This window comes from Flagellimonas rhodophyticola, assembly GCF_049332665.1.
In the GTDB taxonomy this organism is placed as follows: Bacteria; Bacteroidota; Bacteroidia; order Flavobacteriales; family Flavobacteriaceae; genus Flagellimonas.
This window is the reverse complement of sequence record NZ_CP186326.1, coordinates 3,376,971-3,398,558: the sequence shown is the minus strand read 5'-3', so window position 1 is coordinate 3,398,558 and position 21,588 is coordinate 3,376,971. Positions and strand designations below refer to the sequence as shown.

The 21,588-nt window shown below is 38.4% G+C and carries 15 protein-coding genes and 1 pseudogene; 9 read left to right on the top strand and 7 right to left on the bottom strand.

Features of this window, described 5'->3' with window-relative positions; genetic code table 11:
- The first annotated feature begins 38 nt into the window (after positions 1-38).
- The 6 genes from ACOKFG_RS15225 to ACOKFG_RS15200 all read left to right on the top strand — a co-directional run bounded on the left by ACOKFG_RS15225 (position 39) and on the right by ACOKFG_RS15200 (position 4,300).
- Positions 39-578, top strand: coding sequence for a DUF1599 domain-containing protein (locus ACOKFG_RS15225; RefSeq protein WP_298791101.1), 540 nt, complete (start codon positions 39-41; stop codon positions 576-578).
- Positions 578-1,672 (top strand): BT_3928 family protein, encoded by a 1,095-nt coding sequence (locus ACOKFG_RS15220; RefSeq protein WP_422862196.1) that lies wholly within the window; start codon positions 578-580, stop codon positions 1,670-1,672. Before ACOKFG_RS15225 ends, ACOKFG_RS15220 begins: the two co-directional genes overlap by 1 nt.
- A 26-nt stretch (positions 1,673-1,698) precedes the next feature.
- Entirely contained in the window at positions 1,699-2,448 is a 750-nt protein-coding gene (gene tpiA, locus ACOKFG_RS15215; RefSeq protein ID WP_299486173.1) for a triose-phosphate isomerase, read from the top strand.
- A gap of 5 nt (positions 2,449-2,453) precedes the next feature.
- Positions 2,454-3,287: a 50S ribosomal protein L11 methyltransferase gene (prmA, locus tag ACOKFG_RS15210; RefSeq protein ID WP_422862195.1), complete on the top strand. Its 834-nt coding sequence runs from the start codon at positions 2,454-2,456 to the stop codon at positions 3,285-3,287.
- A gap of 20 nt (positions 3,288-3,307) precedes the next feature.
- Positions 3,308-3,583 (top strand): ATP-dependent Clp protease adaptor ClpS, encoded by a 276-nt coding sequence (locus tag ACOKFG_RS15205; RefSeq protein ID WP_298791645.1) that lies wholly within the window; start codon positions 3,308-3,310, stop codon positions 3,581-3,583.
- A gap of 102 nt (positions 3,584-3,685) precedes the next feature.
- Positions 3,686-4,300 carry a hypothetical protein gene (locus ACOKFG_RS15200; protein ID WP_422861547.1) on the top strand — a complete coding sequence of 205 codons (615 nt, stop codon included), beginning with the start codon at positions 3,686-3,688 and terminating at the stop codon, positions 4,298-4,300.
- Positions 4,301-4,319: 19 nt separating this feature from the next.
- Here the strand turns inward: ACOKFG_RS15200 and ACOKFG_RS15195 are convergent, their stop codons facing one another.
- Positions 4,320-5,402: an alkaline phosphatase gene (locus ACOKFG_RS15195; RefSeq protein ID WP_422861546.1), complete on the bottom strand. Its 1,083-nt coding sequence runs from the start codon at positions 5,400-5,402 to the stop codon at positions 4,320-4,322.
- Positions 5,403-5,729: 327 nt separating this feature from the next.
- On the opposite strand from ACOKFG_RS15195, the gene ACOKFG_RS15190 reads away from it, so the two are divergent.
- Complete coding sequence (locus ACOKFG_RS15190; protein ID WP_422861545.1) at positions 5,730-8,036, top strand: response regulator; 2,307 nt, start codon at positions 5,730-5,732, stop codon at positions 8,034-8,036.
- 169 nt (positions 8,037-8,205) lie between these two features.
- On the opposite strand, the pseudogene ACOKFG_RS15185 reads toward ACOKFG_RS15190, so the two are convergent.
- From ACOKFG_RS15185 to ACOKFG_RS15160, 6 genes and pseudogenes are all read right to left on the bottom strand, one after another.
- Positions 8,206-8,352 (bottom strand): annotated as a pseudogene (locus ACOKFG_RS15185) (helix-turn-helix domain-containing protein); the annotation flags it as partial.
- A gap of 25 nt (positions 8,353-8,377) precedes the next feature.
- Positions 8,378-10,057: a glycerol-3-phosphate dehydrogenase/oxidase gene (locus ACOKFG_RS15180; protein WP_313809740.1), complete on the bottom strand. Its 1,680-nt coding sequence runs from the start codon at positions 10,055-10,057 to the stop codon at positions 8,378-8,380.
- Positions 10,058-10,075: 18 nt separating this feature from the next.
- Positions 10,076-11,566 carry a glycerol kinase GlpK gene (gene glpK, locus ACOKFG_RS15175; protein ID WP_298791088.1) on the bottom strand — a complete coding sequence of 497 codons (1,491 nt, stop codon included), beginning with the start codon at positions 11,564-11,566 and terminating at the stop codon, positions 10,076-10,078.
- 38 nt (positions 11,567-11,604) lie between these two features.
- Positions 11,605-13,260, bottom strand: a complete 1,656-nt coding sequence (locus ACOKFG_RS15170; RefSeq protein ID WP_422861543.1) for a solute:sodium symporter family transporter — start codon at positions 13,258-13,260, stop codon at positions 11,605-11,607.
- A 16-nt stretch (positions 13,261-13,276) separates the two neighbouring features.
- Entirely contained in the window at positions 13,277-15,046 is a 1,770-nt protein-coding gene (locus ACOKFG_RS15165) for a glycoside hydrolase family 36 protein (RefSeq protein ID WP_299486168.1), read from the bottom strand.
- Between the two features lie 349 nt (positions 15,047-15,395).
- Positions 15,396-16,409, bottom strand: coding sequence for a GntR family transcriptional regulator (locus ACOKFG_RS15160; RefSeq protein WP_298791082.1), 1,014 nt, complete (start codon positions 16,407-16,409; stop codon positions 15,396-15,398).
- A gap of 455 nt (positions 16,410-16,864) precedes the next feature.
- Between ACOKFG_RS15160 and ACOKFG_RS15155 the strand changes: the two genes are divergently transcribed.
- Both ACOKFG_RS15155 and ACOKFG_RS15150 read left to right on the top strand, forming a co-directional pair.
- Positions 16,865-19,978: a SusC/RagA family TonB-linked outer membrane protein gene (locus ACOKFG_RS15155; protein WP_298791079.1), complete on the top strand. Its 3,114-nt coding sequence runs from the start codon at positions 16,865-16,867 to the stop codon at positions 19,976-19,978.
- A gap of 31 nt (positions 19,979-20,009) precedes the next feature.
- Positions 20,010-21,533 carry a RagB/SusD family nutrient uptake outer membrane protein gene (locus ACOKFG_RS15150; RefSeq protein WP_298791077.1) on the top strand — a complete coding sequence of 508 codons (1,524 nt, stop codon included), beginning with the start codon at positions 20,010-20,012 and terminating at the stop codon, positions 21,531-21,533.
- Positions 21,534-21,588 lie beyond the last annotated feature (55 nt).

Here is a 21,588-nt window from a genome sequence, read left to right as displayed (position 1 = left end):
ATAGTTTGGACGAAATTTACGCAAATTAGCCAGAATACATGCAGCACACCTCCCAACAATATGATGCGGTGATCAACACCTGCCGGGAACTATTTCAAAAGAAAGCCAAAGACTATGGCACCGCTTGGCGGATACTTCGACTCCCTTCATTGACCGACCAGATTTTTATCAAGGCCCAACGCATTCGAAGTTTGCAAGAAAATGAAGTGCGTAAGGTGGACGAAGGAGAGCGATCTGAGTTCATTGGAATCATCAACTATTCCATAATGGCATTGATTCAATTGAAAAAAGGTGTCGTGGAACAGCCAGATCTTTCCGCAAAAGAAGCTGTGGCTTTGTATGACAAAGAAGTTTCAATCACCAAAGAACTCATGGAAAATAAGAATCATGACTATGGAGAGGCGTGGCGCGATATGCGGGTTAGCTCTTTGACCGATTTGATTCTTCAAAAACTATTGCGGGTAAAACAGATTGAAGATAACCAAGGAGCCACTTTGGTAAGTGAAGGCATTGATGCCAATTATCAGGACATGGTAAATTATGCGGTTTTTGCTTTGATTCATTTAAATGAGGAATGATGAAATATTTGGTTTGGATTTCTAGGATTTTTGTTGGGGTTTTATTTATCATAAGCGGACTTATAAAACTAAATGACCCTGTTGGATTTTCATTTAAATTGGAAGAATACTTCAGCCAAGGAGTATTTGATTGGCCAATTTTTATGCCATTTGCACTAGCTATTGCCATCCTTTTAGTTATTGCTGAAGTAATACTAGGAATAATGTTATTAGTTGGTTTTAAGCCCAAACTTACTATTTGGAGTCTTTTGGCAATGATAGTTATGTTTACAATATTAACCTTTTACTCGGCCTATTTCAATAAAGTAACAGATTGTGGATGTTTTGGAGATGCGGTAAAACTTACACCTTGGGAATCATTTACAAAAGATATAATCTTATTGGTGTTGATTCTTGTACTGGTTTTTGGGAAAAAGTATATCACTCCATTGTTCAATGCAAAAACCAATTGGATTGTTACCGGAGTATCTCTATTGGCCTGTGCTTTATTTGCCAACCATGTGCTTAAGCATCTACCTTCGGTAGACTTTAGACCATACAAAATTGGGGCGAATATTCAGGAAGGCATGAGTGTTCCTGAAGATGCACCTAAATCCATAAGTGAATATGCCTGGAAATTCGATGTGAACGGCCAAGAAAAAATTGTAGTGACCCATGGTGAATATCCTTCAGTAGAAGGTGAATTTATCGGGGTGGAAACCACGGAAATTCAAAAAGCATACGAACCGCCAATTCATGATTTTACCATTGAAAAAAATGGTGAGGACATGGCTTCCTTTCTGTTGGAAGAAAATAGATTGGTCATGGTGATTGCATACGACTTGGCGAAGAGCAATTACAATGTGTTTTCAGAAGTTGCTTCGGTAACTTCCAAAGCCAAAAACAAAGGATATAAAGTTATTGGCATGTCAGCTTCAAGCAATGAAATGGCCAGCAAAATTAGAAAAGAATATGGTCTGGACTTTGATTTTTACTTTACAGATGAAACTACCCTGAAGACCATAGTGCGTTCGAACCCAGCGGTACTGGTCTTAGAAAGGGGTACTATTTTACAGAAAGTCCATTTTAACGACCTTGACGAATTGAAATTTTAAACATAAATAACTAAGAAACCAAAATCATGAGAACCCAAATAGTTGCAGGAAACTGGAAAATGAACAAGAATCTTGAAGAAACAGAGGCGCTTTTATCTGAGCTTTCTGCAAAGCTTCCTGACACCCATGCTGAGGTAGTTGTGGCACCCACCTTCGTTAATTTGGCTCAAGCACAAAGGAGTTTGCAGTCATCCACAATTAAAGTGGCGGCCCAAAACATGCACTTCGCGGAAAATGGAGCTTATACCGGTGAAATTTCTGCAGATATGCTATTGAATATCCATGTAGACACGGTTATCCTTGGGCACTCTGAGCGACGTTCAATTTTCGGAGAAGCTGATGACCTACTTTCTAAGAAAGTAAAAACTGCTTTGGACAAAGAAATGACTGTTATTTTCTGCTTTGGGGAGGAATTGGAAGATAGAAAATCAGGAAACCATTTCAATGTGGTTGAAAACCAACTGAAAAATGCCCTTTTCGATTTGGATGCTTCAGCATGGAATAAGATTGTTTTGGCCTACGAACCTGTTTGGGCCATTGGTACTGGAGAAACTGCTAGTCCTGAACAGGCTCAAGAAATGCATGCTTTTATTAGAAAAACTATTGCCGAAGCGTATAACGGTGTCGTAGCTGAGAATGTTTCTATTTTATATGGTGGAAGTGTGAAGCCAGGCAATGCTTCGGATATTTTCTCCAAGCCTGATGTAGACGGAGGTCTTATAGGAGGAGCTTCCTTAATGGCTGATGATTTTATAGCCATCATCAAAGCCATTTAAAAGTTATAAATGTGATATATCTTGAGTATACGTTCACTATTTCTCCTTTACAACCCACGACTGATATTTTGATTGCCGAGCTTGGTGAGGCTGGTTTTGAAAGTTTTGTTGAAACAGATACAGGTTTATTGGCCTATGTGCTAAAATCTGAGTGGAAGGAGAACGCTTTGAAGAATCTTTATGTCCTTCAAGATCAGGATATAGAAGTTGGTTGGACTGTCAAGGAAATTGAACAACAGAATTGGAATGCAGAATGGGAAAAGAATTTCCATCCCATTACTGTTGGAGACCAATGTGTGGTGCGTGCACCTTTCCATGATCCCATCAATGTTGCATATGACATTGTAATAGAACCTAAAATGAGTTTTGGTACTGGTCATCATGAAACTACGCATATGATGTTGGAACACATTCTCAATGCTGATTTCGAAGGCAAATCAGTGCTTGATATGGGCTGTGGCACTGGAGTTTTGGCAATTTTAGCGGAAATGAGGGGAGCAGAAGCATTGGATGCCATTGATATTGACGAATGGTGTTTTCTGAATTCCAAAGAGAATGTAGAGCGAAACAATTGCATTAAAATCGAGGTTTATCAAGGTGATAGCAGTTTGATAAACAATAAGAAATATGATGTGATACTTGCCAATATCAACAGGAATATCTTGTTGGATGACATTCCTATCTATACTAAATGTCTAAATTCTGAAGGAGCAATCTTTTTGAGCGGGTTTTATACCCAAGATTTGGATATAATTTCTTCAAAATGTGAGCAATACGGGCTAAAATTTGCAAAAAAGTTGGAAAAGAACAATTGGGTTTCGGCAAAATATGTAAATTAGAATTGATTTATTCAATTATCATGGGCGCTCAGGAGAAATTATCGGAAGAGGTACTAGTAGAGGAGGAGGTTGTAAAACAGAATGAAATTGTGCTGTTCAATGACGATGTAAATACATTCGATCATGTTATCAATACCTTGGTCAAGGTTTGCGACCATAGTCCAGAACAAGCGGAACAATGCTCTTTAATTGTTCACTATAATGGGAAATGCACGGTTAAGACCGGGGAATACTCAGATCTTAAACCGAGATGTTCTAAATTATTGGATGCAGGACTTAATGCTGAGATAATCTAACCTCTTAAATTCGCTATTTCAAAATGTGAATGCATACTTCAATTGAAGTAACTTTGCAATTGAATACAATCAAACCAAATACTTAATTTTCTAAGCAAGAAAATGGGCGAATTTTTCAAGGCTGAATTAAAAGACCGTTTTTTAAAATACGCATTGCAACGTAGGGACTATTTTGAGATAAAAACCCTTTACGATGAATTCCTCAGTCCAAATTACAATCTTGATTTTGTTGGAAAACTGATTCGGGAAATCCAAGAGTATGACTCTAGTTTGTTGGATATTATGGGCGGTAACGGCGTTGAAATTTTTATGATGGCGTCCACATCAAAAACCCAACAATTTTTGAATACTGGTGGGTTTAAGGACATGCACGTAAAAGAAGAGGAAAAATGGGATGCCCTGTTAAATCAGTTGGCATCAAATAAGCAAGCCCAAGAAGACACGCAGTTACTAAAAAGTACCTCCCCAAAAAATAAAAGAGAAAAGACATTACTGATTATTCTGATTTCGGCAATTGGAATAAGCTTTGTTTTTACGCTTTTTAGTTTGATTTATAACACCTTGCTAAAGCCAGAGTATGTTCCTGCCGATGAATTTGAAAGAAAACTGGAACAAGTTCGTTCACAGTATATTCAGGAAAATGAGAGACTTACTCAAGAACTGAAGCAAACTCAAGCGATTATTGATTCCCTAAGAGGAAGCAATTCTGCAGATTGATAGAAAGGTAAATCTTCAGTTACAAGTTTAGGATGCCCATGATTTTATGAAACACATTGTAATTTTCGTAAATACCGGTAAACTCTTCACTGCCTGGACCATAAGCAAATATCGGTATCATGGTCGCTGTGTGCCCACCAGTTGAAAAGGTACCTTTGACCTCATTATAATTGTCTTGATTGGAAGACAATGCGAATCCGCCAGTTTCATGATCGGCAGTAACCAAAACTAAAGTGTTACCGTCTTTTTCGGCATAATCAAGAACAGCGCCTAAGGTTTGATTGAAATCTAGCATTTCTGTAATGATATATTCGGCATCATTTTCATGTCCACCCCAATCAATTTGCGAACCTTCAACCATCAGGAAGAAGTTTTTATCATCTTTTTGAAGATACTCCATAGCCATTTCAGTCGCATCGGTTAAAAAACTCCCCCTTTGCTCCAATATTTTGGGAAGCCCTTCATCAGCCAATAGAAAACCTAATTTTTTGTTTCCATCAATTTTCTGTGCACCCAAACTATACGAAATATCAAACCCTTTTAAGCGCAAACTATCGCTATAGTTGAGTTTGTCAGGGCGATTTTCGAAAAAGCGTATTCCTCCTCCGGCGAAAAAGTCGATATTGGAACTGTGCATTTGACTGGCGATTTCATCTTGTTGACTCCGTAACTTAACATGCGAAAAAAAAGATGCCGGAGTTGCATGGGTAATTGAACTGGTAGCTATAAGACCTGTATTCCAGTTTTGGTCGGGTAAAATTTCAACAATGGTTTTAACCGATACAGAGTCGCTATTCACTCCTATGGCCCCATTATAGGTTTTTACCCCGCTTGCGTAGGCTGTAGCCCCTGCAGCCGAATCCGTAATACGATGGCTGGATGCATTGTTTTTTAACAGTCCAATGTGTTGAAAGCGCTCAAAATTTGAGTGCCCAAGTTTTCCCAGTTCATATAATGAAGAAATTTGTGTGAGCCCCATACCGTCACCGATTATTAAGATAACCTTTTTGGGAGTTGTTGTGTCCTGCGCCTTCATATGCAGGTTGCCACCGATAAAAAGAATCCCGACTACTAATGCAATATTTTTGATGATACGTTCCATATAATTTTAGTATTCGTATGTAACCAAATCTCAATTCATGCCAAAGATATTGAATTCGGATATCACAATACTCATGGAATTTATTCTGGTTTGATAAGGTAATCGCCATAAATCCCCTCCGACCGGATGGATTGCAGGAAATATGTTTGATGAGTTTTTTATGTCATTTTAAAGCAGTTGAACGAATTGTGTGCTGAAATTACATCTGTTGAGTAATTTCTTACAATAAATTGAAATTCAATGCGTTGCTTATTTAAAACCAGATAATGCTGGAGGCTAAGTCGGTTATTGGACCTGCTTGCACCCCATCAACCCAAATCAACCTGAATGAAGTCTGTTTTTCTCAGTATCACGACTTTCCTTTTATTGAATACCACCGTTTTTGCGCAAAATGAGTCTTTACCTGAAGATTCGTCAGAACCCCCAGTTACGTATAATAAGAAAGAATTGGATAGTTTACTTCTGGAACTGCGAAAGGAGTTTTACAATGCAAACTATGAGAAAATTATAGAACACGCACCAGGGCTTATTCAGAATGCGGTTCAAATAAATGCGCCACGAACAGAAGAGCGACTAATATCTGCTTTAGGAAATGCCTTTATCCAATTTGATGAACATGAAAATGCGTATAACTTGTTCAATCAATCATTAAATAGGGCTAAGAAAAAGAAAGATACCTTTAGTATTTTAAGTGCTTACATCAATTTGGGAAATACGTTTATTTTTAAAGAACCTGAAAAAGCTATAAAATACTTTGAAAAGGGAACGGAATATCTGAAAGCTGAAAGAAACCAGGCTGAAATCAATTTTAGTGACAGAGCGAGTTTCATCCTACACAATAATCTTGCTGAACTCTATGTTGGGATTAAAAAACCCAAAAAGGCCCAATATTATCTCGATGAATCGCAATCGTTGTTGTCTCTCCCTTCCCTTGCTCCTGCAAAGGAGGAGTATACCGCTACCGGTTATCACATTCAAGGTGCCATTGATCTTCTGGAAAATCGTTACGATGCCGCTATTTCAAATTCGCATAAGGCACTTTCTGATGGAGAAGGGCTACTTGATGAAAATTATGTTATAAATGCATATAAGGTACTATTGGACGCTTATGGCAAAACAGGAAAGTATAAAGAGCTCAGTGACATAAGGATACCCTATGATTCTTTAAAAGACAAGCGTTATGAGTCTGAGAAAATACGTCAACAGCAAATAGCCAATTCAAAGTTCAATTTGGAAAAATATAAGCAAGAGTTGAGGGAGACCCAGTTAGCTGGTGAACTTTCGCAGCAGAAGGCCTCCAAAAACAAGCTGCTCTTTATTTTTTCAGCGATTTTAGGAGGAGTGCTAGCGTTGCTTATTGGTGTTTTGTTATTTGCAGGATACAAACGGAATCACCTACTATCAGATTTGAGGAAGAAAAACCATCAATACTTGGGCGCTAAAGAAGTGTCTGAGCAGCTTGCTCGCAGCAATACTAGGTTTTTGTCGACCATAAGTCATGAATTGCGAACACCGCTTTACGGTATTATTGGATTATCGTCCGTATTAATGAAAAATGATAAGCTGGATGACGAGAGTCTTGAAGAAATAAAGTCATTAAAATTTTCAGCGGATTATCTGCTCGCCCTAGTGAACGATGTGTTGCATATAAACAAGTTTGAATCGGAGGAGGGCAGAAAACTTCAGAACGATCATTTTATATTGAACAATTTGATTCAGAATATTGTTCAATCCTTTGAGTTTAATAATCAGAAAAATAACAACTCCGTGCAGGTTGATATAGATTCAAGAATTCCAGAAGTGCTTTTGGGAGACAAGATGAAATTGTCCCAAGTACTCATGAATCTGATAAGCAATGCAAGTAAGTTTACTGAGGACGGGGACATTTCGATTTCAATGAAACTTGATAACAAGAATAATGATACAATCGGAATTTTATTTTCTATAGAGGACTCGGGTAAAGGTATTCCATTGGACGAGCAGAATAAGATTTTTGATGAGTTCACACAGGTGAAGACCGACAACAGTCAAGGTGGCACAGGTCTTGGGCTTCCTATTGTAAACAAAATATTGCACATTCTGGACAGCAAGCTTCAATTTAAGAGTGCTGAGGGTGTTGGAACTACGTTTAGTTTTTTACTTCAACTTAAAGAAAGCTCTATGGAGCATGTGCAGAGTGCAGTAGTCTTACCGAATTCAGATGCGCTGAAAGGAAAACATATCTTGATAGTAGATGATAACAAAATCAACCAATTGGTAACCCAAAAAGTACTTGCGCAATATGAAATTCAGTATGCCGTGGCCAATGATGGTGTAGAGGCCATTGAAAAGGTCAAGGAACACGCTTTTGATGCTGTTCTGATGGATATTAACATGCCACGCATGAATGGTTTTGATGCCAGTAAAGAAATAAGGACCTTTAATAAGGTGGTGCCGATTATAGCGCTAACAGCGACCATTTATGATGGTATTCACGAAAAATTGTCCTACTGCGGTGTAGACGATGCTATTGTTAAACCATACGATACAGAAATGCTTCTAAAAGCTCTCACCAAACATATTTGTCTACAGAAAAGATATCCCTTTGGAACAGTTTCCTCGGCAATTGGAGATACTATTAAGTATTCTGGCTGATTGAATTTGATGGATTTTTAAGTTGAAAGTGTCTCCAAGCTGAAAATCATTTCTTTCTCATTTCCGGAGTTCTACATTCATTTGATGGATGTGATTTGGAGAATTCCCTAGGGAAAAACAATCAACTGAACTATAGAATAATAATTACACCTCTACTTTCAGATTAAATCTAGGTCTTGGAGCTTTTGATTCTATAGTCCATCGGTGTCAATTTATACTTCCACTTAAAAGCTGCGGAAAAGTTATTAGCATGCGAACACCCGACTTGTTCGGCAATTGAAGAGATGGTTTCTTTTGGATCTAGAAGAAGTTGAGAGGCCTTATTTAGCTAACTCACAAGCTTATCCTGATTTATTCTTCCTCTGTCCCCTTTTATTATCAAAATTTGAATGGTCTTCCAATACCTCATTTAGTTCCAGATTCCAGATTTCCAATTGATCTTGGGATGTTTTGGTAATTATTCCAAATTCTTTAAAAATAGCATCTCTATGTTCGTGGACACTCCCAATATCAAAGTACAGACGTCCAGTCCTCCTTATAAAAAAGTCCAATGGTGTTGTAACCATTTCTTTTTTAACAGCAAAATGTAACTCTGCCTTACACATTTTATATGATAGGTTCTCATCGTTAAAAGCGTTAAATCTCTCTAGTATTTCTTCACTTTGTTTTCCATATGTGGTTACAAGATACCACGCTTCATAATAGTCAAGTCCATAAACCTTAATTTTCTGATATAGCTGTTCGATATAGGTCAGTACATCATTGTAGTCCTTGAATCCATTGCCACAAAGTAAAATTTTATTTGTAGTACAACCCCCTACCGCTGAACCATATCTCTCTCTCATTTTGTTTGCCAAAAGATCAACAACCCGCTCCGACATTTTTCGATATCCTGTAAGTTTTCCTCCAGCTATACTGATAAGGCCACTATTGGACATAAAAACTTCATCTTTTCTAGAAACTTCCGACTCTGATTTTCCTTCTTGATGAATTAAAGGTCTTAAACCTGCCCATGAAGAGATAATATCACTTGCTTGTAATTCAATGGTTGGAAACATTTGATTAACGGCAGAAACCAGATAATCTACATCTTCAGTTGATGCGACTACCTTATCTTTTGAATCTATATATTTTGTGTCCGTAGTGCCAAAATAGGTGACTTTACCTCTTGGTACAGCAAACATCATTCTACCATCAGGAATATCAAAATAAATAGATTGCTTAATGGGTAATTTTTCCTTTGGAACAACAAGGTGTACTCCTTTTGTCAAAAGTAACTTTTTACCTTTCCTTGATTTATCTTGATCACGTATTGTATCGACCCATGGCCCAGCAGCGTTAACAACAAAATTGGACTGCACATTAAATCCTTTACCTGTCAGCACATCAATTACCTCTACTCCACTTATATTTCCTTCTTTATAGACCAAGTCCTTTACTTTTAGGTAGTTCAATGCTAAAGCACCATACTTTATCCCGGTTTTAATGACCTCTATGGTCAAACGGGCATCATCCGTTCTGTATTCAGCATAGTAACCAGCCCCTTTCAAAATATCCTCTGGAAGAAGAGGTTCTAGGTTAAGCGCCTCTTTCTTTGTCAAAATTTTCCTTCTATCATCACCTTTGACATTGGCTAGAACATCATATACTTTTAATCCCAATGAAGTCATTAGTTTGCCATACGAACCTTTTTTAATTAAAGGCAACAACATTTTTTCAGGAACAACTAAATGCGGTGCAAGTTTATGGACGGTTGCTCTTTCAGAACCTACTTCCTTTACCAGGCTAAAATCCATTTGCTTAAGATATCTCAAGCCTCCATGAATTAGCTTTGTTGATTTGCTACTGGTACCTGAGGCGAAGTCTAATTTTTCTATCAATGCTACTTTCAATCCCCTTGAGGCAGCATCCAGTATTATTCCAGCCCCCGTTATTCCTCCACCAATGACCAGTACATCAAATACTTCGGTAGATAGACTGTTTATACTATGTTTTCGATTTTTGACAGAGAATTCCAGCAACACTTTCTATTTAGCTAGTTAGGTTTCAAGAGTCCAGCCCATGGTACGTTCTATAGCTTTCTTCCATGTTTTATAAAGACGCTTCCGTTTTGTATCATCAAACATGGGGCTAAATATTCGTTCAATTGGCCTATTTTGCTCAACAAATTCTTGCTTCCACAACCCAACTTGAATACCTGCTAAAAGTGCTGCTCCCATAGCTGTAGACTCTATTACCTCTGGTCGATGTACCTCAGTATCCAAAATATCAGCTTGAAATTGCATCAAATGATTGTTGGCACAGGCACCTCCATCTACACGTAGGTTTTTCAATTGAATACCAGAATCATTTTCCATGGCCATAAGAATATCTTTGGTTTGATAGGCCAATGATTCTAAAGTAGCCTTTGCCAAATGGGCTTTCCCTGTATCACGAGTAAGTCCAAAAATAGCCCCACGTGCATACATGTCCCAATAAGGAGCTCCCAAACCGGCAAATGCCGGGACCAGATAAACCGGATTCTCCCCTTCTATTGTATCGGCCAATTCATCTGTTTCTTTTGCATTACTGATAAGTTGAAGGCCATCCCTCAACCATTGTACGGCTGCCCCAGCTATAAAAATGCTCCCTTCCAAGGCATAATGGACTTTTCCATTCAATCCATATGCTATGGTGGTCAATAGTCCATTTTTTGAAAACTGAGGGGTTTCACCGGTATTCATTAACATAAAGCACCCGGTACCATAGGTATTCTTTGCAGTGCCTGGCTTAAAACATGCTTGTCCAAATAATGCAGCTTGCTGGTCGCCAGCAATTCCGGCAATTGGAATTTTTACCCCATCGGTTTCATAATCTCCAAAATGAGAGGAAGAAGGTTTTACCTTGGGTAACATGCTTTTGGGAATATTAAGTGCTTCCAACAATCTATTATCCCATGTAAGATTAACAATGTCATATATAAGGGTTCTCGAGGCGTTGGTATAATCTGTGACATGTTTTTTTTTGTTTGTCATGTTCCAAACCAACCAAGAATCTACGGTACCCATTAACAATTGTCCTTTTTCAGCTTTTTCCCTGGCCCCTTCCACATTATCAAGAATCCATTTCACCTTGGTCCCGGTAAAATATGAATCGATTACCAACCCTGTGGTTCGACGCACGTGCTCAGTCAAACCATTTTTTTTCATTTCCTCACATATATCAGCGGTCCGTTTATCTTGCCAAACAATTGCATTATAAACAGGTTCTCCCGTGTTTTTATCCCAAACTATGGCCGTTTCTCGCTGATTTGTGATTCCTATGGCCTTGATATCAGAAAATGAAACACGATACCTGTCAATCAATTCTTTAAAAACAGCCAACTGGGATTCAAGGATTTCCTTGGGATCATGCTCTACCCATCCAGGTTTTGGAAAGATTTGTTGAAATTCTTGCTGTACCATCCCCTCAATTTTGCCTTCGGCGTTGACCAAAAGTGCTCTTGAGCTTGTTGTGCCCTGATCTAAGGCAATTATATACGAACTGTTCATATTTGAACTCTTTTCAAAGATTCGGCAATATTCCGTTATTAAAAGATGAAATATGTACCAAGTACCATCGCTGTTATAACGGCACCTGTTATGAGTGCGTACTTCCATGGTGTGGTATCAATTTCATCCGTGACCACTTCTTGCATTATTGTGGTTCTCGGAATTAACTTACCAACCATTAACATTATGCCTATATTAATTACAAATAATATGCCCATAACATGTAAGAAATGTGGATAGGCATTGGCTTTAATAATATTTAATTCTTTGGGGTCCGAAATACCATTGATAGCTGCTTCGGTAAGTGCAATATCTACCACGATTGGACCAATGACGAACTGACTTATCAGATACATCACAACTCCAGCAGTAAGAACAATCTTAGCTCCAAGAGCGGGCACTTTTTTTGTATAGATACCCACCACCACAACTGCAAAAATGGGGACACTTAAACTTCCCAATGATTCTTGTATGTATGCAAATAAGCCATCTGGTGCAGAGGCAATAAAAGGAGCGATACATAGGGATATAATAGCTAACCCAAGCCCAAATCTTTTTCCTGCTTTTACTGTTTGTTCATCGGTTGCATTTTTTTTGAAAAAATATCGATACAAATCAAAACCGAATAAGGTCGCACTACTGTTCAGCAGACTGTTAAAGGAGCTTAATACTGCGCCAAATAAAACCGCTGCAAAAAAACCTAATAACGAAGGAGGCATAACTTTCCTCACCAATTCGGGATATGCCAAGTCGGCATTAGCGAGATCTCCTTTAAAAACATGCCATGCTATAACACCTGGCAATACTACTATTATTGGAATCAAAAATTTTACCAATGCCGCCAATATTACGCCCTTTTGGCCTTCAGCTAAGCTCTTAGCCCCGAATACACGCTGTAGTATGGATTGATTGGTTCCCCAATAATACATTTGTGCCAAAATCATTCCTGTAAAGATGGTACCAAATGGAATGGAAGCATCCACCTCTCCTTTTAAGTTGAATTTTTCAGGATGATTTTCCCATAGAATACTTAACCCATCCCCGATACTGTCATCGCCAATCAATTTCAATCCAAAATAGGGAATTAGGATACCCCCTATGAGTAAACCTATTGCATTGATCAAATCTGAAACAGCAACTGCCTTTAAGCCACCAAAAATTGCATATATGGAGCCAATTATTCCAATACTCCAAACACATACCCATATGGTAGCGTTTTGGCTAAGTCCCAATAGATTGGGAAGGTCGAACATAGAACTAAAGGCCAGAGAACCTGAATAAAGAATTGTAGGCAGCAATACAAGCCCATAAGCGAATAGGAAAAGTATGGAAAGAATGGCCTTTGTTTGTCTGTCGAACCTATTTTCAATGAATTGGGGAATCGTTGTGATGCCACTCTTCATATATTTTGGCAACAGGACAATGGCTGTCAATATCATGGCAATAGCGGCCAAAGTCTCCCATGCCATTACCAAAACTCCTTCTGTAAAAGCCTGCCCATTGAGTCCAACAATTTGCTCTGCGGAAAGATTAGTAAGCAATAATGAACCCGCAATGGTTATGGCTCCTAGACTTCTGCCGCCAAGAAAAAAACCATTTGCAGATTTTTCATTTGTGCTTCGGGTGGCCCACCATGCTATGATGGCCACCAACACGGTAAAACCTACAAATGAAAGAATGGATAACAGGCCCATATTTTTATGTTTAGAATTAAATTGATTTTAATTGGGCCATACCGCTCTTGGGTATTTCAATGGTATTCAACCCTTCATCTATATTAATAAAGTCATCTTTTATCAGCTTTCCCTCACAGTCATATGTCTTGTATTCGTATGTTCCCAAATTCAGATTTGAGTTGATAACAATCATTTTGGATGATTTGGCATTTAGAATGTCAATAGCAAGGAATCTATGGTTGATTTGTAAATTTTGGTCTTCAAAAATCCCGATAATCACTTTGTTATTTAAGTTCGCTCTTAAAACAGGATAGTTGGAAAGTGGTCTCGAAGGCAAGAACTTTCCGGAGCAAAAAATATCGGAATTTTCATTCCAATATCTTGTGTAAAATTGAAGCATATTCAAATGAGATTCTGGTGCTTTGTTCAACATCACTGAGACTTGTGGTACACCAAAAAGTGTACTTAGATAATGAAGGGCAGCATCTTGTACGGTCTCATCAAAATGCCAAGTAACCATATCAGAATGCACGGCTGTTTCTCCACATAACATTTTTATATCCGTAATTCGTACTCGATTCATTGTATAATCACCAGGGCAGTCAAAAGCGCGGAGCATATTACCATATTTACGCATGGCTGGCCCGGTATACTTTTGTCTAAATTCTATAAATATGTCTGGATTTACTTTTTTGACTTCAACAATAACCTGTGTGAGCAACGCATCCACAGCTTCATTGATTGATGAAAAGTCACGATTCTTACTAGCGTCAAAAGGGGTCTCTTGATAGCTTTTGAAATCATCTATAAAATCAAGTTTTAGCCCATCAAGGTTCCAATCTCTAACCGCGTTCACATAAATACCTGTTAAGTAATCCCTGACTTCTGGGTATCTGGGGTCAAAAACGGGTGCCCATCTATGATTTTCGGTTAAAAACTTGCCCTTGAACTTTTGGTAGGCCTTAGATTTTCTACCACAAAATGGGACAGAATACCATATGCCTACTTTCATCCCCAAGTTTTGTATTTCTTTAACCAGAGTTACCATATTTGGAAATCGCTCTGGGCGCCAATCGCCGGTATAATCGTACCCACGATTTGTATCTTTTGTTTGCCAGCCGTCATCAATAATAATAGAATCAAACCCTAAGTCTTTAGCAATGCGACACTCTTTAAATAGTAAATCTTGATTAAGATTTTGATGAAATTGATACCATGTGGAGTACAAAGGTTTTTTGGCTATTGCCGGCACCGATGTTGGCTTTAGATTTTCATAGCTTTCCCACCATTTTGAAGTTTCTTGTAAAGATTTCGAAAAATGAATTTTGCGTTGATCTATACGAATGTCAGCGCTAAACTCTTCAACAGGATATTTGCATTCTGTAAAGAATATGATTTGACAGTAGAAATGGTTGTCTTCTTCTCTATATTTAGCAGCCATTTCCACCCTGTTAATAGCATTTGAACAGGAAAAACAAAGTACATTGTCATCATTGTTGCCAAAAAGTGAAATAACAGGGGCATCAATGGATATCCTTGATTCATGATTCCCAAGTTCCCAATCTGCCTCTATGCGTTTCGAAAAATCTGAAGTAGGCTTCCAAACACCTTTAACTTTTGCTGCGGGTATTCTCCATTGAAGACTTACAGGTTCTGGAAAACTTCCACCATGATTTTGATATTCAAACCGAAAAATTTGCAAAGCGTTTTCATCTGTGGTCAATTCTAAATTGACAGAACCATTTTTGTTGTTGATATTAAAAATTAGAGGGTCTATTTTTTTTTCTATTGTACTTATAATCATTTTTACAAAAAATATAAAACTTCATCCAAGGTTAGCTGCTGTAACATTGCAGAAAGTAAATAATAGTCGAGAAAAGCCAGATAAATTTTATCTGGCTTTACACTTCTGAATTTAAACTAACTTAAACTAACTCAAACTATAACTAAATTACCTCTTGAAGTAAATTATCCTTGGAATCTGAACAAAAACTCTTCGGTAATAGCGCTTATTATGAATAAATGCTATGATATAGTATGCTATAATTCAAAGATAATAAAAAAACCGAGATATGATTATTATATGAGCTTTAAGAATAGGATTATACCAATAAAATATGTAAAAAAAGTAAGTTTTGAAAAATTGATCAGTCCTACACCGAACCTCTATCAATTAAATGAGAAGGAGTAATTTGTTGCGTAATCCCATTGTCCTTTACGTGCAGTGCTGCTTGGACGCCCATCTCACTAAAGTCAGTGGATATTGTGGTAATTCCTCCTGATATAAACTTTTTGATTATATGGTCATCATAGGATAGAACGCCAACATCTTTTCCTAAGACATATTTTTTATCTGTGCAATCCTTTAATATATCCCATAAAAAGGAATCATTTGAAGCAAAATATAGGTGGTCCTTCTTTAAGACAGATATATCGTATTTTGATACTATAACTCCTTCTACATCATAATCTGATAAGAATTTTTTAAAACCTAGTTTTATGCCAGGAGGAAGCTGTGAATTTTCTTCTGCCAACAACACAAATCTTTTATATTTGCGTATCTTGGGAAGAAGCTTTAACAACTTGCTATAGGTCGAACGTTCAAACTCCTGACTTATAAAAGAATATTTTCTCTCCAACGGAACAAACCTATCAACAATAAGCAACTTACTTGAATCGAAAGGTTCCAACAGTGCTTTTACCGTTGGATGGGGTATGGGAGCAACAACGTAGTATCCGTATTTGCCTTTTATATTGATTAGTGTATTTTCAAACACTGATAAATTGTTATGATGAAAAAATACATCTATTTGGAATCGTTCTCCAAGTTCTCCGCGAAAAGCATTGTAAAACTCCTCTTGAAAACGTTGAAATGAATAAAGAACCAAGGCTATTCTCCTCACCATCTTGGTTTCATTGCTAACAATAAAGTACCCCTTGGCTTTTTTGGACTCGACTAGTCCTCTGCTCTTTAATTCCTCATATGCCCCAACAATTGTTTTTCTGGCGTAACCAAGTTCTGCTACCATTTCATTAATTGAGGGTAGTTGGTCTTGACGTTCTAAAACCCCATCATCAATGGATTCAATAATACCTAGGACCAAATGCTCATGCTTTGTCAAGTCATATTTTTCTTGGTACTTATTTATTACGTCAACCACTGTCATATTTCAGTCTTTCTAGATGTTTTCCTCCCTAATTATCCGGGCAATATAAGCTTAACAATAATAAATATCAATTCTCACATAGTTTGAAATTTAATTTCAATCAAAAACCATCTATCAATGATTTGTTGAGGATGTTGTGAATAATACTGTAAATACTTGCCTAGTCCTTAAATATAGAGTTATTTTCAAAACGTCCAAAATATAAATAATACAACAAAAAGGCGGTTATTTTGTTAAATCCATTGTTTTATAGCCTTCACTTTCAAATATTAAAATTTTTGTTATACATTTGAAGAATAGCACACTATATCATAGTTAATTAAATTTTTATTAAAAATCTTCCTTACAGGGTTTCAAACTTAGCTATAGTAGTTGTTGATTAGATAGGGTGAATTGTTTCACTATTCATGAACTAAACTCAATTAAAATTAATTCAATAACCAATTCTAAAGATTATGAAGCAAACTTTAACTAAACTTAAGACGACGAAGTCAGGCTTTTTAGCGCTGTTCGTTCTTCTTGTTTTCGGAATGCAGACATCGTTAGCACAGACAACGGTATCCGGAGCAATTGCCGATTCTGAAGGTCCTTTGCCAGGAGCCAGCGTTGTGGTTAAGGGTACAACAACCGGAGCGGTTGCAGATTTTGATGGAAATTATACCATTGAAGTCCCCGAAGGTTCCAACACGCTTGTTTTTTCCTACGTGGGGTATGCTGCACAGGAAATTAATGTTGACGGCCAAACAACAATAAATGTTACCCTGCAACCTGATGCCCAATCACTAAGTGAAGTGGTGGTTGTAGGTTATGGTACACAAAGAAAAGCTGACCTTACAGGAGCTGTTGGTTCTATTAATGCAGTAGATATCGTAAAACAGCCTATTGTAAGTCCGGATCAAGTGTTGGCAGGAACAATTTCTGGTGTTAATATCACTAACAGAAGTGGCGACCCTGGAGCACCTATTAGTGTTAACATTCGTGGTGTTGGTACATTAAGCGCTGATGCCAATCCACTCTATGTGGTTGATGGTGTTCCCTTGGTAGGTACAAATAACATAACAGTTAACACTTCCTCTACAACGGATTCAAATCCATTGGCTAGTATTAACCCAAGCGACATTGAATCCATAGATGTTTTAAAAGATGCGGCTTCCGCGGCGATTTATGGTGCAAGAGGTGCTAATGGTGTAATTATCATAACAACTAAAAAAGGAACACGGGGAGACCCTAAAGTCACCTACGATGGCTACATATCCTCAGCTTCACCAAGAGAAACACTGGACGTTCTCAATGTTCAACAATATATTGCCATCCAACAAGAATTAGGTAGGGACTTTTCAGCTTTTAGCGGACAACCCAACGTGGATTGGCAAGATGCTATTTTCCAAGACAGCTTCGTTCAAAATCATAACGTTGGCGTAAGTGGTGGAGGTGAAAATGGTACTTATTATATTTCTGGTTCTTTTCTTGATAACGAAGGTATACAGCGGGCCCAGTCTTTCCGTCGCTATTCCCTAAGAGCGAATTCAGAATTTAAGATTGGAAAACGATTAAAATTTGGAGAGTCCTTACAAATAAGTCAAAGTGATCGCTTAACCCAGAGTGAGGGAGCCTTAAACGCAGGTTTTAATGCAGCTTTGAATGCACCTTATTTTCAAGTATTCGGTGATGGCCCATTTGGTTACAATTTGGCCAATCCAAGTACATTAGGTGGCGCAAATGGCGCGAACCTGGTGCAATTAACGGATGAAAGAATAAACAAGACCACTATTCAGAATAGAAAAGTGCTTGGACACTTTTTTGGAGAATGGGAAATCATAGATAACTTAAAATTAAGACCCTCTATTGGTATTGATTACAATGTTGGATCTGGTGACTTCTTCCAGGCTGAGACCACTTTTGATGGCAATTCCACAAGACAGTCTTTATTAGTGCAGTCGAGACCAATTGAATTGACATTGACCACGGGTGCTACCCTATCTTATGATAGAACCTTCGGAGATCACAATTTTGGAGCTTTAATAGGTTTTGAACAAACAAAATTTAGGTTCGATAAGGTAAGGTTGCAGGGTAGAAACTTGTTTAACGATGACTTTGCTTCCAGTGGAACGGCTGTGGCTGGAGCCAATGAAGCGGATCTCTTTACCTTACAAGGTATTATTGGCCGTCTGACTTATAATTACAAAGGAAAGTATTTGGCAACTATTAATGTTCGTCGAGATGCTACCTCAAAGTTTGCTGAAAATAATAGAGATGATATTTTCCCTTCCATCTCTGTAGGTTGGAGGATCTCACAAGAAGATTTCATGAGTGATTATGGTTTTATCGATGATTTAAAACTAAGAGTAGGTTATGGTGAATTAGGAAACCAAAACCTTGGGGATGGTACAGCCAGAACCTTTCCTTTCCTTTCCACATTGAACAATAATATATTTTATGTATTGGGAGATGATCAGGGAACGGTAGTGGGACCTGCTCCAACCACATTTGCCAATCAACAAATAGGATGGGAGACCTCGAAGCAAATTGATATAGGTCTTGATTTTAGTTTGATGAAAGGTAAGATTACTGGGGTATTTGATTATTTCAAGAAAACAAATGAAGATGCGTTGGTAAACCTTCCGCTTCCATTTGCCAGTGGATTCTTCTTACCTGCACCAACCAACGCAGGTGAAATTACCAACTCTGGTATTGAACTTGCTTTAAACTATAAAAACAAAATAGGAGAGGATTTTGAATACGGAGTCGGATTCAATATAACCACAGTTAAAAACACGGTCCAAAGTTTAGGTCCCGTGAGCCAAATAATTGCCGGTGTTGGAGGGGCACAATCCCATAGAACCATTGTTGGGGAAAGCCTAGGGCATTTCTTTGGATACAAGACAGATGGCTTATACCAGAATGATGCAGAAGTTGCAGCTGCCTTACCGGATGCGAATGGTACACCTTCTCCCGGAGATATCCGTTTTGTGGATGTTAATGGCGATGGTCAGGTAAATGCCGATGACAGAACTATATTAGGTAGTCCTTATCCTGGTTTCTTTTATGGTTTAAACCTTCAAGCCAAGTATAAAGGATTTGATTTTTCCGCCCTATTAAGAGGTGTTGGGGACAGGCAGATCTACAATTCTTCAAGAATAACATTGGAAGGGTTGACTGGAACCAACAATTTCAGCACTCAGGTATTGAACAGATGGACAGGAGAAGGTACGACCAATTCCAGTTCCAATCCAAGATTGGCTGGCCCTGGAGACCCCAATGGAAACAATCGTATTTCGGATCGTTTCATTGAAGATGCTGACTATTTGAGAATTCAGAATATACAATTAGGGTATACAGTACCTAAGGACGCTTTGCAAAGTTGGACCAACAATTTTGTGTCCAATATGAGATTTTTTGTGAGCGTACAGAATCTAGCGACCTTCACCGGCTATTCAGGTTTTGACCCTGAAGTTGGTCGAGCCCAGAGTTTCCAAAAGGGTAATAACCCACTTGCCACTGGGCAAGATGATGGACAGGCTCCTTTACCTAGAATAATTCAACTGGGATGGTCAGTTAGTTTTAACTAAAAAATTGTTATTTTAAAATAAAAGAAAAATCATGAAAAGTAAAATTTTATTTCTTGTCGCCATCTGTACTTTGACAGTATTGTCGTGCGACGACGAGCTAGATTTACAGCCTTTGGATAGTATTACTGTTGACACGTTCTACAATACTCGAGGAGATTTTGATGGGGCCATTTTTGCAGCCTACTCTTCCATACAGGATTTTTGGGGTACAAGTACCGAGACACTATCAGAAAGAGGTGAATATTGGAAATTATCAATGGTTATTTCGGATGATGTTGCTGCGGACCCGGTGACCAGCGATCAAATCTCCATAGATATAGATAATCTACAGTTAAGAGCAGCCGATGTGCCGTATGCAGCAGTTTACACGCAGATTTATGAAGGTATCTACCGGACAAACTTAGTGTTGGAAAATTTAGATGGAGATAACGAGCTAACCGCTGAAGATAGAACTGTTTTAGATGCGGAAGCGAGGTTCTTGCGAGCGTGGTTCCATTTTCAGGCAATGAAAATGTTTGGAACTCCCCCTATTGCGGTAGAAGTTTTGACGGACATTAATAATTTGGCATTGCCAAACGCCACACAAGATGACTTGTATACTGCTATTCTTGGGGATTTAGGTGCCGCGGCAGCAGGTTTGCCAGCTTCGTGGGATTCTAGTAATACAGGAAGAGCCACATCTTGGGCGGCCACAGCCTTAATTGGAAAAGTAAATGTATTCAGGGAGGATTGGCCAGCTGCAACAACAGCACTAGCCAATGTTGTGGACAATGGCCCATTTAGTCTAGTTGCCAACTACGAAGATGTTTTTGCCTTTACCAATGAGAACAACTCTGAATCTATTTTTGAAGTGCAATACGGTGGACCACAGTCAGATGATAACCTTTGGGTTTTTGATGACACCCACTCCGAAAATTTCAAAGCTTCACAAGGTACCGGCCGTGGTTGGTATTGGGATGCTGGAAATGGTGCTCCAGGTGGTAAATTGGGTTGGTGGGCTCCTACCCAAGATTTGGTAGATTCTTTTGAGCCTGGTGACACAAGGTTACCTACCATTTTGTATCAAGACGGGGATATGTATTTTACCACATTTACATCCCTACCTTACGATACGGGATGGTCCTCAACCAACTTTACCTTGAAAAAGTATCGTGGTGAAATAAATACGGTTCCTGGAAATCATGCGCCAAATCAACAGGCGGACTTCAATAATGAACGTTGGATGCGTTTGGCAGAGGTAAAATTGTTGTATGCCGAGGCGCTTATTAGAGGTGGTGGCGATTTGGCAATTGCTAGAACGCAAATAGATGACATTAGAGCTAGAGCAGGTTTAGCGGCCACCACAGCAGCAGATGGAGATTTATTGGCTGCAATGATGCAGGAAAAAAGAGTGGAATTAGCTTTAGAACCACATCGATGGTTTGATATTGTTCGCTGGGATTTAGGGCCAACAATTTTTGGAGGTAATTGGGAGGAGCGTTATGCTGTATTTCCATTCCCGCAATCAGAAGTCGATAGATCTGATGGGCTCTTAAATCAAAACACAGGATATTAGACAAGAATTCTATCATTAATCCTGTGGTTTAAGTTATTTAAAGGAATCCAATTAA